The following is a 16204-nucleotide window of genomic DNA, read 5'->3' as shown; positions in this document are numbered from 1 at the left end:
TTCGTTCCCGCCCCTCAACCGCCCGTCAGCGCGGCCCGCGCCGCCTGCGCAATGCTGGCGGCATCGACCCCAAAGTACGCACGCAGCGCCGCCCGCGTGTCGCTGCGGCCAAAGCCATCCGTGCCCAGCGTGCGGTAGCGGCGCCCCTCGGGCACATAGGCGCGCACCGATTCGGGCACGGCCCGCACATAGTCCGTGGCGGCAATGATCGGGCCACTCGTTCCCTCCAGTACCTGCGTAAGCCAGGGCTTGGCATCGCCTGCATCCCCCCTGTCACGCCCGGCCTCACAGGCCATGCCGTCGCGCGCCAGCTCGCTCCAGCTCGTCACGCTGACCACGGTGGCCGCGATGCCCTCCTCGGCCAACAGCTGCGCCGCCTTCACGACCTCGGTAAGGATCGCGCCGGAGCCCAGCAGGGTCACCGATTTTTGAGATGGAATCGGCTCCTCACGCCCTTCCAACGGGCGCGAATAGCTATTGAATACATAGCATCCACGCAGCACCCCTGCATGCGCCTCGGCCGGCAGGTCCGGCTGGGCGTAGTTTTCGTTCATGAGCGTGACGTAATAGAAAACGTCGCGCTGCTCGGTGACCATCTCGCGCATGCCGGCGTCCACGATCACGGCCAACTCGCCCGCATAGGCCGGGTCATAGGCCTTGCAGTTGGGGATGGTGGCGGCCACCAGGTGGCTGGAGCCGTCCTGATGCTGCAGGCCCTCGCCGCCCAGCGTGGTGCGGCCCGAGGTAGCGCCCAGCAGGAAGCCGCGCGCGCGCTGATCGGCGGCGGCCCAGATGGCGTCGCCCACGCGCTGAAAGCCGAACATCGAGTAGTAGATGTAGAACGGCAGCATGGCCAGGCCGTGCACGCTGTAGCTGGTGGCGGCGGCCGTCCAGCTGGCGATGGCACCGGCCTCGCTGATGCCTTCCTCCAGGATCTGCCCATCCAGCGCCTCGCGGTACGAAAGCACCGAGCCGATGTCCTCGGGCGCGTAGCGCTGGCCCACGCTGCTGTAGATGCCCACCTGCTTGAACAGGTTGGCCATGCCGAAGGTGCGTGCCTCGTCGGCCACGATGGGGACGATGCGCGGGCCCAATGTGGCGTCCTTCAGCAGCGTGCCGAGCATGCGCACGAAGGCCATGGTGGTGCTCATCTCCTTGCCATCGGCCGCCAGCGCGAACTGCGCATAGCTGGCGAGGGGCGGCACGGGCAGCACGTCGCACACCGTTTCGCGCCGCGGCAGGTAGCCGCCCAGGGCCTGGCGTTGGCGGCGCAGATACTGCATCTCGGGGCTGTCGTCCCCCGGCTTGTAGAACGCCAGTCCGGTGGCCTGCGCGTCGCTCAAAGGCAGGTTGAAGCGGTTGCGGAATTCGATGAGGTCCGAATCCTGAAGCTTCTTCTGGCTGTGCGTGGTCATCTTGCCCTGGCCGGCCTGGCCCATGCCGTAACCCTTCTTGGTGTGCGCGAGGATCACCGTGGGTTGGCCGCGGTGGCGCGCGGCGGCAGCATAGGCCGCGTGGATCTTCACCAGGTCATGCCCGCCGCGCTTCAAGCGGTCGATCTGCTCGTCGGTCATGCCCTGGGCCAGCGCGGCCAGTTCAGGGTTCTGGCCGAAGAAGTGGTCGCGGTTGAAGCGCCCGTCCTTGGCGGCAAAGGTCTGCATCTGGCCGTCCACCGTGCCTTCGAGCGTGCGCACCAGCGCGCCGGTCAGGTCGCGGGCGAACAGGCCGTCCCAGTCGCTGCCCCAGACCAGCTTGACCACGTTCCAGCCCGCGCCGGCAAACAGGCGCTCCAGCTCGTCGATGATGCGGCCGTTGCCGCGCACCGGCCCGTCCAGGCGCTGCAGATTGCAGTTGACCACCCAGACGAGGTTGTCCAGCCCCTCGCGCGCGGCGAGCGTGAGGGCGCTCATGGATTCGGGTTCGTCCATCTCGCCGTCGCCGAACACGCCCCACACCTTGCGTGCGGAGCAATCCAGCAGGTTGCGGTGCGTGAGGTAGCGCATGAAGCGCGCGTGGTAGATGCTGCTGATGGGGCCGATGCCCATGGAGCCGGTGGGGAACTGCCAGAAGTCCGGCATGAGCCAGGGATGCGGGTAGCTGGAGAGGCCACGCACGCCCTGCGCCGGGGCGGTGATCTCCTGGCGGTAGTGCATGAGGTCCTGCTCGCTCAAACGCCCTTCGAGGAAGGCGCGCGCGTACACGCCGGGCGCGCTGTGCGGCTGGAAAAACACCAGGTCGCCCCGGTGCTGGCCTTCGCCCAGACCCTCGCGGGCGCGGAAGAAATGGTTGAAGCCACTCTCGAACAGGTCGGCCGCACTGGCGTAGCTGGCAATGTGGCCGCCAAGTTCACCATAGGCCTGGTTGGCGCGCACCACCATGGCCAGCGCGTTCCAGCGCATGATGGACGCCAGACGCTCCTCGATCGCCAGGTCGCCGGGGAACACCCCCTGCTCCTGCACGGACACGGTGTTCACGTAGGGCGTATTCAAGCCGGGGCGCCAGTCCACGCGTAATTGGCCGGCCAGCCGGTTCAGCTCGTCCAGCAGAAAGCGCGCGCGCTCAGGCCCTCCCGAGGCCACCAGGGCCTGCAGGGCGTCGCGCCATTCGGCGGTTTCCTGGGGGTCGGTATCGGGGCTGGCCGCGGCAGCGAGGGTAGCCAGTGTTGCGAGGGGCGTGGGGGCGTTCATCGCGCCACTGTAGGCCCCGCATACCGAAATAGGATGCCGATTCACACGATGTTTCACCCCCCATCGGCACAATATGCCGTTCACGGAATGATTTTCAGCATATGAAGCTTGACGCTACCGATTTGCGCATCCTGGCCGAATTGCAGGCCGATGGCGCGCTGTCCAATGTGGAGCTGGCGCGGCGCGTGCACCTGTCGCCCTCACCCTGCCTGGCCCGGGTCAAGGCGCTGGAGGCCGCTGGCGTCATCAGCCGGTATGTGGCGCTGGCCAATGCCACGGCGCTGGGGCTGGGGCTCAATGTGTTCATCAACATCAGCCTGAAAAGCCAGAGCAAGGAAGCGCTCTCGGCCTTCGAACAGCGCATCGCCGAGCATGACCAGGTGATGGAGTGCTACCTGATGACGGGCGACAGCGACTACCTGATCCGCGTGGCGTTGCCCGACATTGCGGCGCTGGAACGTTTCATTCTCGAGCAGCTCACGCCCATCCCGGGCATCGAGAAGATCCGCACCAGCTTCACGCTCAAGCAGGTGCGCTACAAGACGGCGTTGCCTCTGCCCACGCCGTAGCGGTCAGCGGCTGGCAGGCGGCGTCGCCTGCGCCGGTATGCGCGCGACGTTGCCCGCCGCCATGTCTCCAGTGGCCACGCGGCGGCGCAGCTCGGCCAGCACGGCCTTCAGGCGGCGCGCATTCTCAGGGCCCATGCGCACCAGCATCTTCTGACCGCTGGAGAGTGCCTGCAGTTGGGGGTCCACGAATTCGTAGCGCACCCAGGGCCGGGTGGACGGCACCTCGCCCACCACGGGAACCAGCCGCACCTGCAAGGGCCCCGCCGGCTCGGGCGCGGCGCGCAGGTGGTCGAGTACCGCCACAAGGCGGTCGTTGAAGTAGCGCCCGGGAAAACCCAGTTCTTCATAGGCCGCCTGGAACAGCGGATACATGCGGGCATAGAGCTTCACCGCGGCGTCCACGGGCACGGCTTCGGCCAGCGTGACGAAGGCTTGGTAACGCGCCGCGTTGGCCGGTGCGATGGTCTGCGCAGGCGCATCCTGCGCCCCTTCCACCGTGAAACGGCCGGGCGTGGGCTGCACGGGCCACATGCGCGAGGGTGCCTGGGCGCGTGCCAGGTTGTCGATGGTCGCCACCATGCGGCGCACCAGCCCCTCGGGCTGCAGCAGCGCCGCCGCCTGCGGCCCCAGCAGTTCCGCCAGCGCGCGGGCCACGTAGGCGTCGGAATCGGCCAGCGCGGGCAGCGCGTCGGCCGGGGGTTCCAGCACTTCCACCGGGTTCTGCGGGCCCGACGCGGGTACCTGCGGCGCGGCGGCGGGGGGGGTGGCCTCGACGGCGGGGGCCGCGGGCGCGGGTTCGGGGGCCTGGGTGTGGCGCCACCCGAACCACCAGGCGGCACCCGCGGCGGCGATCGCCACCAGGGCAATGACGGTCCAGACAGAGACCGAGGACTCCTGCCGGGGATGGAATTCGGCGGGGTCTCGTACAGGCATGGCGGTCCTTTCTCCACGAGGCCCCCTCGCACCGTGCAAGGGGCACCTTCGCTTCAATATTGATAGCTATTAGCGCTTGACCCGTCTATGCTACAGCCCTGTTTCATATAAAACCACGTTAAACCACCAGAGGTTACGAGGCTTACCACCGGGGTCAACCGGCGGCGCCTGCGGCCAGGCCGTGCAGCCAGGCCATGGAATCGCGCAGTTCCTCCGGGCGGATTTCGTGCATGCCCGGGTACTCGCGGTAGCTCAGCGCCAGCGGCAGCGTTCGGACATGGTCGCGTATGGCCTGGGCACTGGCCAGCGGAATGACGTTGTCCTGCACGCCATGGCTCACCCAGAGCTGGCGCCCCGCCAGCGCGGCCGGCTGCGCCGCATGGGGCAGCGCCTGCGGCAGCAGCCGGCTGTGCCAGACCATCGCGCCGTGCAGCAGTTCAGGCCGCGTGAGCAGCAGGGTCAGCGCCATGATGCCGCCCTGGCTGAAGCCGCCCGCCACCACGCGCGCGGCGGGAATACCCAGCTGGCGCGCCGCGGCGTCCACGGTCTGCGCCACCAGCGCGCGGCTGGCGGCCTCCTGCGGCTCGTTGATGCTGCGCGCGCCATCCGCTGCCACGGTGAATTCGAACCAGGCATTGGCCGTCGGCCCCATGCGGTACGGTGCGCGCAGGCTCAGCACGTGGTATTGCGGGGGTACATACGGGGCCAGGCCGAACAGGTCCTGTTCGTTGCTGCCCACGCCGTGCATGAGCACCAGCAGCCACGGCTCGGAGCCGGGCGTCGCGGGGCGGTGAAGGAAGGAAAGGGGTAGGTCGAGCATGGGCAACGTCGTGATGGGGGAAGTGTCAGGCAGCCTGCAGCGCGAAGGCGTCCATGGCCAGCATGCCATGCATGACTTCGCGGCTCAGATAGTGCGCCTCGGCGCCTTCGCCGGCAGCGCCCAGCGCAAAGAAGATGGGCAGGAAGTGGTCTTCCGTGGGATGCGCACGTCGGGCATGCGGCGCACGGGTGCGGTAGTCCAGCAGGGCCGCGGTGTCGCCCTGCTCCAGCTGCGCCTCGATCCAGCGGCTGAATTCCACCACATAGGGCGCGGGCTGGTCGGCGCCGCCAAAGAACTCGGTCAGGTTGTGCGTCATGCTGCCGGAGCCCACGACCAGCACGCCCTGCTCGCGCAGACCGCGCAGCGCCGCACCCATCGTATACACCTCTGCCGGACCGGCACCCACGGGCAGCGCGACCTGCACCACGGGCACGTCGGCCTGCGGGAACAGATGCATCAGCGGCACCCAGGCGCCATGGTCGAAGGGGCGCGCCGCGTCGCCTCGCGCGTCGATGCCAGCCTGCTCCAACAGGGCCAACACCTCCTGTGCCAGGGCGGGTGCTCCGGCAGCCGGGTACTGGAGCGCATAGAGCGGACGAGGAAAACCGCCGAAGTCGTGCCAGGTCTCGGGCTGCGCCCCGGTCATGACGGTGGCGCCGCGCGCCACCCAGTGCGGCGACATGATGACCACGCCGCGCAAGCGGGGGTACTGCGCCTTCAGTTCAGCGCCCCAGCGGGTGAGCGCCGGGCCGGTACTGCCGGGCTCCAGCGCAAACAGCGGCGCGCCGTGCGAGACGAACAGCACGGGCAGCGCGGCAGCGGTCGTCGAAGAGGTGACAGAAGGGGTATGGGGGGTGTTCATGGCAAAACCTCAGTCCAGATTGCAATCATGTGGGAGCGACATGCTTGATGCCAAGCGCCATAGACCCCATCACAGCGTCCCATCCATCGCACCAATGCGATGTGAAAGCAGCGTCACTCCCCCAGATGGGGCCGCCCGCGCAATGCCTTGACACCTCCGCGCCGGCTCTTGGACTCCAGCCGCCGCTGCTGCGATCCCAGCGTGGGCCGCGTGGCACGTCGCACGCGCGGCGGCCGCGCGACGCTGTCCACCAGCGCCTGCAGGCGCGCCAACGCATCCAGGCGGTTGGCCTCCTGGGTGCGGTATTGCTGGGCCTTGATGACCAATACCCCCTGCTGGGTGATGCGGCTGTCGCGCAGGGCCAGCAGGCGCTGTTTCACATCTTCAGGCAATGAAGAGGCCGCGATGTCGAAACGCAGGTGCACGGCGCTGGACACCTTGTTCACGTTCTGCCCGCCCGCCCCCTGGGCGCGCATGGCGGTAAGTTCAACCTCGGCCGGGTCCACGCGCACGCCGGAAGAAGGATTGCCGGAGGCCATGCCCGTCCGTCAGGCGGCCCCGGCGCGCAGGGCGTCGTCCAGTGCCTGCAGGAAGCGCTGCGGACGCTCAAACTGCACCCAGTGGCCGGCTTCCTCGATCAGCGCCATGCCGCGAAAGTCCGGAGCCGCCGCCGCGTAAGCGCCCTCCAATGCACCAATCCACTCTTTATACAGAGCGTCGCTGCGGCCATAGATCGCATGCACGGGGCAAGGCACCAGCGGCAGAGCGCGCGCCAGAGCATCGGTGTGCGCCAGGCGGCGGCGGGGCATGCGGTCGCGCACTACATTGGCCACGTGCGTTTTCAACGCCAGGCCGCCCAAACCGTCGATGAGCGAAGTGTCCTGGAGCATCAGCGCCGCCAGGTTGTAGCGGTGCGCCGCAATCTGCCCCTCCTGCGGCAGGTGGCGCCAGGCCTTGAGCTCGAATTGCCGTTGGGGCACCACCCCCATCGCCGGGGCTCCTACCAATACGAGCTGGCGGGCCAGTTCGGGGTGGGCTGCGAGCAGCAGGCCCGCCGTCAATCCACCAAAGGAAAATCCCACCAGGTCACACGGCCGTGGCCCGAACAGCGTACGCAGGCCTTCGGCCAGCGGCTCCACCAGGGCGTCCGCATCGCCCCCCACGGGTGGTGCGGCCGAATCTCCGAATCCCGGCAGATCGGGGACCCAGACCTCGCGACCACTGTCCTCCAGATCGTGGATGTTGCGCACCCAATGCGTCCAGCTGCCGCTGCCGCCATGCAGCAGTACCAGAGGCAGCGCACCATCCTGGGATGCCCCCCAGACATGCCAGACGATGTCGCCGGTACCGCAGGGGGTGGACTCGCGCCGTGCGCGTTGCTGCAACGCAGTGACTTCAGGAGGCAGGGGCAGCGTGGCGAGCGATGGCTCCCTCACCATTGGGCCAGCCCATCAATGGCAAGGGCGTAGCCCTGCACGCCAAACCCGCACATCACCGCGCGGGCCGCGCCGGCCAGATAGGAGTGGTGGCGAAAGCTCTCGCGCGCATGCACGTTGCTGATGTGCAGCTCTACCACGGGCACTCCCGTGCCCTTCACGGCATCCAGGAGTGCCACGCTGGTATGGGTGTAGGCGGCAGCATTGAGGACGACGCCGGCCAGTTGGCCCGCCGCATGCAGCCGGCCGGCCTCGTGGATCCAGTCCACCAGAGCGCCTTCATGGTTGCTCTGGCGAAATACCAGCGCCAACCCGTGGCGTGCACATGCGGCCGTACAGAGCTGCTCGACATCCGCCAGAGTCTGGGAGCCATACACCTGCGGCTCGCGCGTGCCCAGCAGGTTGAGATTGGGGCCGTTGAGAACGTAAACGGTTTTCGTCATGGAGTGCTAGCGCGGTTCTACCCGCCGCAACGGACCCGCGAATGCGCATTATCGCGGCCAGCACTCCGACTGGCGTGTCCGTGTCAGCGCCAATCGCGATGGCCGCGATGGTGCCGATGGCCGTGGCGGTACCCGTGCCCGTATCCGCGGTAGTACCCCACGGGCGGTGCCACGACCACAGGTGGCGCGTAATAGACCGGGCGAGGAGCCCTGTATACGGGCGGTGCGTACACCACGGGCGGCGGGGCGTAATACACGGGTGGAGGCGAGTAATACACAGGAGCGGCGTTGCCCACCCCCACGACGGCGCCGGGCACGCCCACGCCGACAGACCAGTACACGTCGCTGCGTGCCTGGGCGGTGCCTGTGCCCACCAACAGGGCCAGCGCCACACCGGCCGAGGCGGCGGCGGCAAACCAAGAGCGATGTTGGATCATGAAAATCTCCTATATAAGGGTGCCGCGGCACCCGGGCGCCTGAACACAAGGCGTTTGGACGTCTAACGCGCCAGCACCGTGAAAGGATGGCATGAACAGATGTTCAGGTTGTTTCCGAACGTACCCCGCGCCGTTTCCATGCGTAACCGCAGCGGCCGCTCAACAAGCGCTCGCGCCGGTAGTACGCACCTATGCCGCCTAAAATCCCCCGCATGAGCACCCCCGTCCATCACGACACTTCTGCGGAAGCCGCAAAACCCAGCAACTTCCTGCGCCAGATCATCGAATCCGACCTGTCGCACGGTGTGCATGCCCAAAACCACTGGGCGGGCAGCCCAGGCGACGCAGCCCACCACGCTGCCGCAGCGGTTGACCCTGCCAAGATCCGCACGCGCTTTCCGCCCGAACCCAACGGCTACCTGCACGTGGGCCATGCCAAGAGCATCTGCCTGAATTTCGGCCTGGCGCGCGACTACGGCGGCGTATGCCACCTGCGCTTTGACGACACCAACCCCGAGAAGGAAGATCAGGAGTACGTAGACAGCATCATCGATGCCGTGCGCTGGCTGGGCTTCGACTGGAAAGACCCCGACGGCCACGAGAACCTGTACTACGCCAGCAATTATTTTGGCTTCATGTACCGCGCGGCCGAGTACCTGATCGAGACCGGCAACGCCTACGTGGACGAGCAAACGCCCGAAGAGATGCGTGCCAACCGTGGCGACTTCGGCAAGCCCGGGGTGGACAGCCCCTATCGCAACCGCACCCCTGCGGAGAACCTGGCGCGCTTTCGCGAGATGCGTGACGGCAAGCTCCCCGACGGCGCCGCCGTGCTGCGCGCCAGGATCGACATGGGGCACCCCAACATCAACCTGCGCGACCCGGCCATCTACCGCATCAAGCACGCCGAGCACCACAACACCGGCAACCAATGGTGCATCTACCCCATGTACACCTTCGCGCACCCGATCGAGGATGCGCTGGAGTGCATCACCCACAGCATCTGTACGCTGGAGTTCGAGGACCAGCGCCCCTTCTACGACTGGCTGCTGGACCGTCTGGGGGAAGGCGGCCTGATCGCCCGCCCCCAGCCGCGCCAGTATGAGTTCGCGCGCCTGAACCTCACCTACGTCATCACCAGCAAGCGCAAGCTCAAGCACCTGGTGGACAGCGGCATCGTGAGCGGCTGGGACGATCCGCGCATGCCCACCATCGTGGGCCTGCGCCGGCGCGGCTATACGCCGGCCTCCATCCAGATGTTCTGCGAGCGCATTGGCGTGACCAAGGACTACAGCTGGATCGACTACGGCACGCTGGAGGGCTGCCTGCGGGAGGACCTGGAATCCAAGGCCCACCGCGCCATGGCCGTGCTCGACCCGATCCCGCTCACGCTGACCAACTGGGCCGAAGTCTTCGGCAGCGACGGCCACGTCGAGGCCTGCAGCCTACCCGCCCTGCCCCACGCGCACGAAGGCCAGGCTGTTCCCGAGCGCCACTTCACCCTGGGCCGCGAGGTCTGGATCGAGCGCGAAGACTTCGCCGAAGTGCCACCCAAGGGCTACAAGCGTCTTTATCCTCCCCGGCTCGGGGCGGACGGGCAAATGCTCCCGGGCAACACCGTGCGCCTGAAGGGCGGCTACGTCATCGAATGCACCGGCTGCGAGAAAGATGCGGGCGGCCACGTCACCCGCGTGCTCGCCACCGTGGTGCCCGACACCAAGAGCGGCACGCCCGGCGCCGATAGCGTGAAGGTAAAAGCCGCCATCACCTGGGTGGGGGTGCAGGACGGCGTGCAGGCCGAGGTGCGCCTCTACGACCGCCTGTTCACCGACGCCCAACCCGACGCGGGTGGCAAAGACTTTCTGGCCCTGCTCAATCCCGACAGCCTGAAGGTGGTGACTGCGTATGTGGAGCCATCACTGGCCGCCGCCCAGCCCGATGATAAGTTCCAGTTCGAGCGCTTCGGTTACTTCGTGGCCGACCGGGTGGACCACAGCGCTAGCCGCCCGGTGTTCAACAAGATCACCGGACTGAAGGACAGTTGGGCGAAATAGCCAGCCGCTGCTCGACAAGCAAATGCCCGCGTCCCCGGGCATTTTTTTCGTCTCAAACCGAACGCCTGCGCATTGCCGAGGGTGCACGACGGAAATTCTCCCGGCGCAAAGATGGATTCTTAATAACGATTCTCGTTTGCTTTATCATCCCACCACCTTATTGCCGAGAAAGACTTGAGCCTCATGTCCATGCCTATGAAATCCTTGGTTGTTGCATGTGTTCTGGCCGCTGCAGGCGCTGCAAGTGCGCAGGACCAGGTGGTCAACCTGTATTCCGCCCGCCACTACGCCACCGATGAAGCGCTGTACAGCGGCTTTACCAAGGCCACGGGCATCAAGATCAATCGCGTGGATTCTGATGACGCCGGGATCATGGCCCGTCTCAAGGCAGAAGGAGCCGCATCCCCTGCCGACGTGATCCTGCTGGTGGATGCCGCCCGCCTCTACCGTGGCGAGGCCGACGGCCTGTTCCTGCCCGTGCGCTCGAAGGTGCTGGAGGACGCCATTCCCGCGAACCTGCGCGCAACTCCGGTCGCCGACGGTGGCATTCCCTGGTTTGGCCTGTCCACGCGGGCGCGTGTGGTTGTCTACAACAAGACCAAGGTCAACAAGGATGATGTGGACACCTACGAAGAGTTGGGTGACCCCAAAAACAAAGGCAAGGTCTGCATCCGCTCCGGCTCCCACCCCTACAACCTGAGCCTGTTCGGCGCCGTGATGGAACACGTGGGTGAACAGAAAGCCGAAGCATGGCTCAAGGGCGTGGTGAACAACCTCGCCCGCGCGCCTAAAGGGGGCGACACCGATCAGATCAAGGCCGTCGCAGCCGGCGAATGCGATATCGCCGTGACCAACAGCTATTACCTCGCCCGCCTGATGCGCTCGGACAAGCCCGAAGACAAGGCCGTGGTGGACAAGGTGGCGGTGGTGTTCCCCAACCAGCAATCGTGGGGCACGCACATGAACATCGCAGGCGGCGCAGTGGCCCGCCACACCAAGAACCAGGCCAACGCCATCAAGTTCCTGGAATACCTGGCCAGCCCTGAGGCTCAGAACTACTTTGCCAACGGCAACAACGAATGGCCCGCCGCCAAAGACGTGGATCCGGGCAACCCGGCCCTCAAGGCCATGACGGGCGGCCAACCGTTCAAGAGTGAAACCATCCCCATTGGCGCGGTCGGCGCCAACACCGTCAAGGTGCAGCAGATGCTGGACCGCGTCGGTTTCCGGTAAGCCCTCTGTCCCTTGCGCACAGCCCGGCCCTGCCGGGCTGTTGCTTTTCTAGGGAGTGCCGGATCGCTCGGTGATAATTAACGTTTACGTTAACGTAACTTTGGAGACAGACCATGGAAATCAAGGGCAAGGTGTTCATCGTCACCGGCGGCGCGTCAGGCCTGGGCGAAGGCACGGCACGCATGCTGGCCTCAGCGGGCGGCTTGGTGGTGATTGCCGACATGCAGGCCGACAAGGGTGAAGCCGTCGCGCGCGAGATCGGCGGGCGCTTCGTGCGCTGCGACGTGAGCAGCGAGGCCGATGGCCAAGCTGTGGTGGCCGCAGCGGTATCGATGGGCAAGCTCATGGGCCTGGTGAACTGCGCCGGCATCGCCCCTGCGGAAAAGACCGTTGGCAAGAACGGCGCGCACGCGCTGGCTTCGTTCAGCAAGACCATCACGGTGAACCTGATCGGCAGCTTCAACATGATCCGCCTGGCCGCAGAGGCCATGTGCAAGAACGAACCCGAAGCCACCGGCGAGCGCGGGGTGATGATCTCCACCGCCAGCGTGGCGGCCTATGACGGCCAGATCGGGCAGGCGGCGTACTCTGCTTCCAAGGGCGGAATCGTGGGCATGACACTGCCCATCGCCCGCGACCTGGCACGCAACGGCATCCGCAACATGACCATTGCCCCCGGCATCTTCGGCACCCCCATGCTGTTCGGCATGCCCCAGGAGGTACAGGACGCGCTGGCCGCCGGCGTCCCCTTCCCCAGCCGCCTCGGCACCCCGCAGGATTACGCCAAGCTGGTGCGCCACATCTTCGAGAACGACATGCTCAATGGCGAAGTGATTCGTCTGGATGGCGCGATCCGCCTTGCACCGAAGTGATTTTTTGATAGCGCCTTGCGCTTGTCTGTATTGGGTTCGAGCCCGATTTCGTATATTTTCCTAACGAAACCAATGCGGACGCAGTCGGTGAGTAACTGCGGTTAGGGCTGGCGGCGCACGGACGCAGGCAAGCGCTGCAGTTCAGCCTCCAAGGCGCGGATGTTGCTCTGGTGGCGGTTCACCGCCAGCTGCGCATCCGCACCACCCGCCCCCTCCTGCGCCTGCAGGCGCCGCAAGGCGTCGCGCTCCTTGTCCAGTTCATGGTTCAGGATCGCGCGGCGCCCATCATCATCGGGCTGCACGATCACGGGCGTGTGCCCTGGCGAAGCGGCATTGCCCACCTGGTCCACGGCGCGTCCCTTGCGCAGTCCGCCACCGCCTGGTGCCGAGGCATGCGCGCACATCCGGCTGCGCGCACCTGCAGCCCCCGTACCCCCCACCAGGTATTCCACCCGCTGCTCAGTACAGCGAAGCTGTGCACCGGCAGCACTGGGCTGCAAGGCGGCCAGCACACCCCCTGCCAGCGCGAGCAGCACGGAGCCCTTCACGATCATCACCGGCCAGCGACGTAATTCACCTTGAAGGTGGCTGTGTTCCCGATACTGTCAATGATGACAATGGGGATGGCCTGCATGCACCCGCCCTTGAACGTGATCGTTACCCCTTCGCCCGAGCGGGCAATCGTGTCGCTGCTCAGGCCGATGGCATCCGGCAGCGGATTGCGCAGGCTGTAAGGGGCCGTTCCGCCCAGCGCAAATACCGTAGGCCCCGCCGCTGGCAAACACACATCGGTAGAGCTGGTCAGCGTGACAGTCTCGGGAGAAACCGACAGCGGGGTCTGGCCATCATCCATGGAGCCGCCCCCTCCACAGCCCGACAGGGTAAAGACGGCGGCACATGACAGAACCAGAGGTAGGAGCAGAAAGCGTTCCATGGGCAATATCAAAGGAGTAAGTAAAGAAGGCATATCGCGGCTAGCTGCGCTCGGCCCGCGATTGCATCTGGACCGTAGCGAATGACACGATGGGCACGCGCCCCCGCAGGTAGTAGATGCAGTCCGACACATTACCCAGCGGCAGCAGGCTGGGGCGGCTCCAGGCACGCACGTCGGAGTCCGCCACGCCGGGACACATCACGCGCTTCACGATGGCCTGCATCAACGGCACCTTGAGCTCGTACGCATAGGTGACCTTGATGCGCAGGATGTTGGCGTCGCGGATCGAGATGCCGGCGCCCCCCATCGGCGTGGGGGTGCGGAACTCCAGGTTGTCATTCGGGATGTAGGTCGTTCCCCCCTTGCGGATGCCATACACCCGGAAGGCCTCCTCGGACGGGCTGAGCACCTCTAACTTCAGATTCCCCAGCGAGGTGTCCACAGCAGCCTTGGCCGCCGCGGCCGTGAGGCGGCTCACATCGTTCGTGTCGAAGGCGTTCTGATAGAACGGCACCAGCCCCTTGATCAGCGACAACCGGATCGACTGCGCATTGCCATTCGCCATGGAGCCGTGGCGCGCCGCCATGAACGTTGCGTTGTTCAGGGTGAGCTTGGCCATGTAGAGCATGGCCGCCTGGATGATGAGGAAGGTGATCAGGATCGCCAGCGGGCCGACGATCACGAACTCCGTCAGCGACGCTCCCCTCTGGCGCTGGCGTTGCGGCCGGCGGGTATTGCGTGCAGCGATAGCCATGGCTAGGTTCTCCGAGGCGGTTGTGGACTGGCGAAGCACACGGCGCGGCCCGTCATTGCTGCGGCGGGGTCACAGAAGCAGTGGGCAGTTGCACGCGCACTTCCGACGGTGGCATGCCCAGCAAGGCGCCCGAACGCGCGCCGCCCGCCGCAGCACGCGCTGGGTCCTGGGTGCGAAAGCCCTGCTGCACCGCCGCAGGGATCGCAGGCAGTTGCGCCTGTGGCGCCGATGCTGCGGGCCGGCTGAACACGGGCGCCAGGTCGCGGGACAGGCGGGCAATCTCCTGCTGAATATCCGCAGGTGCCGCGGCGCTGTGGCTGCGCGCCGCGTTCAGGGCGAGCTCGGCCTGTGACAAGCGAACCAGGCCAAGGTTGTATGCCGCACGCGCATCCTGCGGATCGATACGCAGCACCGCCTCGAAGCCCTGCGCGGCATCCTCCAGGCTCCCCGACAGGGCCGCCGCCGCGCCATAGCCAAACCACACCTGGCTATTACGCGGGTAGCTGTTGGTGAGCGCCTTGAACTCGCGCGCTGCCGTCACCCAATCGCCCCGGGCGTAAGCGTTCTCGGCCGAGCGCAAGGCCCCCTGCGCGTCGGCCGAAGCCCTGGCGGCCGCAGCAGCCTGCTGCACGGCTTCCTGTGAAAGTGCCGGCGCCGCCGTGGCACTGGGTTGGGGCGCTGGCAGCGCCTGCGCCGGGGCGCCCAGCACGCCGGGCATCCCGCTCAGCGGGTCGGTGGGGACTGCGACAGGCGCAGCACAGCCCGCCAAAGCAGATGCCGCCAGCACGGCGGCCAGCGGAGCGAGGAACGTGCGGTATGGATACATGGTGTAGTCAACCCATCAAACAATGAAACGGGTGGCTGCGCTGGCGGCGCCACCACCCGGCGAGGACGCGGCAGATGTGCGCGTCACCCCGTCTGGTGGCACGACCGCCAGCACCTGCCCGGCCAAAATGCCCAGCGCATGCGCCGCGCCCGCACGCAGTTCCACGACCGCAGCTGCTCCGCGGCACAGCCGGAACCGCAACGGCGGTACCGCGTGCACCACACGCAGCACCTGGCCGCTGCGGCTGAGGAACACCACATCGATCGCGTAGCGCATGCCTACCGTGTGCACGCTGTTGCAACGCGTGATCCACAAGGCCTGGCGCGGCGTGAGCGGCGGGCGCGCCAGTAAGCCCAAGGCGCGCTGCAGAAAGCTGCGTGCCACCGCCACGTCGCAACCCATGTCGCGGCCATCGGCATACAAGGCACCCGCATGGAAAGCACTGCCCACGACCATCCCTCCTTACAAGCCCGACGCCAGGAATTTCATCGCGATCGGAAAGCCGATGACGATGAAGGTGCAAGGGAAGATGAAGAAAATCAGCGGACCGAGCATCTTCACGGGAGCCTCCATGGCCAGCTTCTCCGCACGCAGGAAACGCTCGGTGCGGCGCTGCTCGGCCTGCGCACGCAGGATGGGGCCCAGGCTGGAGCCGGTTTTCTCGCCCTGCACGAGCGCACTCACGAAGCTGGTGATGGGCGTGAAATCCAGGCGTGCGGAAAAATCTCGCAAGGCATCGATGCGCGCCTTGCCTGCACGCACGTCACGCAGTACGCGGTTGATCTCCACCATCAGCGGCCCGCCCGCGCTCTTGGCCACTGCCTGTTGCATCGCGCCCGACAGATTCAGGCCCGCCTCGATCGACAGCGTCAACAGGTCGATGAAGAACGGCAGGGCCTTCAGGATGGCCAGATTGCGCTGCTTGGTGGTTTCCTTGAGCCACAAATCCGGGTAGAAGAACGCCAGCATGGCGATCACCACGATGATGGACAGACCGCCCTCAAGCATGCCCGACAGCATCACCCCCAGCAGCGCGCCCGCCACGGCCGACACCACCTTGCCCGCGAAGAACTGTCGGGGTGTCAGGGCGTAGTCCTGACCGGCACGGCGCAGTGCGGTGGTGTAGCGCTCCTCGGCCTTGGTCGATAGCGCCCAGCCCAGACTGTTGGCCAGCAGATTGATCAACGGCCACAGCACCCGGAACAGCAGCGGCGGCTTGTCCTTGTAGGTACGGTCTTCGGTAGGCGCCTGGCGAAACAGGCTGTAGACCGACCACAGACCGACCAGAATGGCCAGCGCCAATACCAGAGAAGAAATCAGGCCCAGCATGGCCGCTCCGTGATC

At 66.5% G+C, this 16204-nt stretch carries 18 protein-coding genes; 4 read left to right on the top strand and 14 right to left on the bottom strand.

The genetic code is table 11. From position 1 onward, the window contains the following. Positions 1-14: 14 nt before the first annotated feature. Positions 15-2687, bottom strand: coding sequence for an alpha-ketoglutarate dehydrogenase (gene mdeB, locus BA022_RS02795; RefSeq protein ID WP_088886486.1), 2673 nt, complete (start codon positions 2685-2687; stop codon positions 15-17). 101 nt (positions 2688-2788) lie between these two features. Here mdeB and BA022_RS02790 point away from each other — a divergent pair, with 101 nt between their 5' ends. Further along, a complete protein-coding gene (locus BA022_RS02790; RefSeq protein ID WP_011804889.1) occupies positions 2789-3256 on the top strand; it encodes an Lrp/AsnC family transcriptional regulator in 468 nt (155 codons plus the stop codon). 3 nt (positions 3257-3259) lie between these two features. Here the strand turns inward: BA022_RS02790 and BA022_RS02785 are convergent, their stop codons facing one another. The 7 genes from BA022_RS02785 to BA022_RS02755 all read right to left on the bottom strand — a co-directional run bounded on the left by BA022_RS02785 (position 3260) and on the right by BA022_RS02755 (position 8187). Beyond that, the gene (locus BA022_RS02785; protein WP_088886485.1) at positions 3260-4189 is read right to left on the bottom strand and encodes a DUF3014 domain-containing protein; all 930 of its coding nucleotides are present in this window, start codon (positions 4187-4189) and stop codon (positions 3260-3262) included. Positions 4190-4343: 154 nt separating this feature from the next. After that, a complete protein-coding gene (locus BA022_RS02780; RefSeq protein ID WP_015913579.1) occupies positions 4344-5009 on the bottom strand; it encodes an alpha/beta hydrolase in 666 nt (221 codons plus the stop codon). A gap of 25 nt (positions 5010-5034) precedes the next feature. Then, positions 5035-5871 carry a DODA-type extradiol aromatic ring-opening family dioxygenase gene (locus tag BA022_RS02775; RefSeq protein ID WP_088886484.1) on the bottom strand — a complete coding sequence of 279 codons (837 nt, stop codon included), beginning with the start codon at positions 5869-5871 and terminating at the stop codon, positions 5035-5037. A 113-nt stretch (positions 5872-5984) separates the two neighbouring features. After that, complete coding sequence (gene arfB, locus BA022_RS02770; RefSeq protein ID WP_011804885.1) at positions 5985-6410, bottom strand: alternative ribosome rescue aminoacyl-tRNA hydrolase ArfB; 426 nt, start codon at positions 6408-6410, stop codon at positions 5985-5987. 9 nt (positions 6411-6419) lie between these two features. Continuing rightward, positions 6420-7310, bottom strand: coding sequence for an alpha/beta fold hydrolase (locus BA022_RS02765; protein WP_088886483.1), 891 nt, complete (start codon positions 7308-7310; stop codon positions 6420-6422). Then, positions 7304-7750, bottom strand: a complete 447-nt coding sequence (gene aroQ, locus BA022_RS02760; RefSeq protein WP_011804883.1) for a type II 3-dehydroquinate dehydratase — start codon at positions 7748-7750, stop codon at positions 7304-7306. The genes BA022_RS02765 and aroQ overlap by 7 nt, the downstream gene beginning before the upstream one ends. Positions 7751-7833: 83 nt before the next feature. Further along, complete coding sequence (locus tag BA022_RS02755; RefSeq protein ID WP_011804882.1) at positions 7834-8187, bottom strand: hypothetical protein; 354 nt, start codon at positions 8185-8187, stop codon at positions 7834-7836. A 212-nt stretch (positions 8188-8399) separates the two neighbouring features. Here BA022_RS02755 and BA022_RS02750 point away from each other — a divergent pair, with 212 nt between their 5' ends. The 3 genes from BA022_RS02750 to BA022_RS02740 all read left to right on the top strand — a co-directional run bounded on the left by BA022_RS02750 (position 8400) and on the right by BA022_RS02740 (position 12346). Then, positions 8400-10241 carry a glutamine--tRNA ligase/YqeY domain fusion protein gene (locus BA022_RS02750; protein WP_088886482.1) on the top strand — a complete coding sequence of 614 codons (1842 nt, stop codon included), beginning with the start codon at positions 8400-8402 and terminating at the stop codon, positions 10239-10241. A 183-nt stretch (positions 10242-10424) separates the two neighbouring features. Then, a complete protein-coding gene (locus tag BA022_RS02745) occupies positions 10425-11474 on the top strand; it encodes a Fe(3+) ABC transporter substrate-binding protein (protein ID WP_047351435.1) in 1050 nt (349 codons plus the stop codon). A gap of 113 nt (positions 11475-11587) precedes the next feature. Continuing rightward, complete coding sequence (locus BA022_RS02740) at positions 11588-12346, top strand: 3-hydroxyacyl-CoA dehydrogenase (protein WP_088886481.1); 759 nt, start codon at positions 11588-11590, stop codon at positions 12344-12346. Between the two features lie 101 nt (positions 12347-12447). Here the strand turns inward: BA022_RS02740 and BA022_RS02735 are convergent, their stop codons facing one another. From BA022_RS02735 to BA022_RS02710, 6 genes are read right to left on the bottom strand one after another with little or no spacing between them, the layout of a single operon-like run. Beyond that, entirely contained in the window at positions 12448-12903 is a 456-nt protein-coding gene (locus BA022_RS02735) for a hypothetical protein (protein WP_187306002.1), read from the bottom strand. Then, on the bottom strand, positions 12900-13280 hold the full coding sequence (locus BA022_RS02730; protein WP_088886479.1) for a hypothetical protein: 381 nt from the start codon (positions 13278-13280) through the stop codon (positions 12900-12902). Before BA022_RS02730 ends, BA022_RS02735 begins: the two co-directional genes overlap by 4 nt. A 40-nt stretch (positions 13281-13320) precedes the next feature. After that, positions 13321-14034 carry a TadE family protein gene (locus BA022_RS02725; protein ID WP_088886478.1) on the bottom strand — a complete coding sequence of 238 codons (714 nt, stop codon included), beginning with the start codon at positions 14032-14034 and terminating at the stop codon, positions 13321-13323. A gap of 52 nt (positions 14035-14086) precedes the next feature. Next, entirely contained in the window at positions 14087-14860 is a 774-nt protein-coding gene (locus BA022_RS02720; RefSeq protein WP_088886477.1) for a tetratricopeptide repeat protein, read from the bottom strand. 15 nt (positions 14861-14875) lie between these two features. Further along, positions 14876-15310 (bottom strand): DUF192 domain-containing protein, encoded by a 435-nt coding sequence (locus BA022_RS02715; protein ID WP_015913590.1) that lies wholly within the window; start codon positions 15308-15310, stop codon positions 14876-14878. Between the two features lie 12 nt (positions 15311-15322). Beyond that, positions 15323-16189 (bottom strand): type II secretion system F family protein, encoded by an 867-nt coding sequence (locus BA022_RS02710; protein ID WP_015913591.1) that lies wholly within the window; start codon positions 16187-16189, stop codon positions 15323-15325. Positions 16190-16204: the final 15 nt, after the last annotated feature.

This window comes from Diaphorobacter nitroreducens (assembly GCF_002214645.1).
Taxonomy (GTDB): Bacteria; Pseudomonadota; Gammaproteobacteria; order Burkholderiales; family Burkholderiaceae_C; genus Diaphorobacter; species Diaphorobacter nitroreducens.
This window is presented reverse-complemented; position numbering and strand designations above follow the sequence as displayed.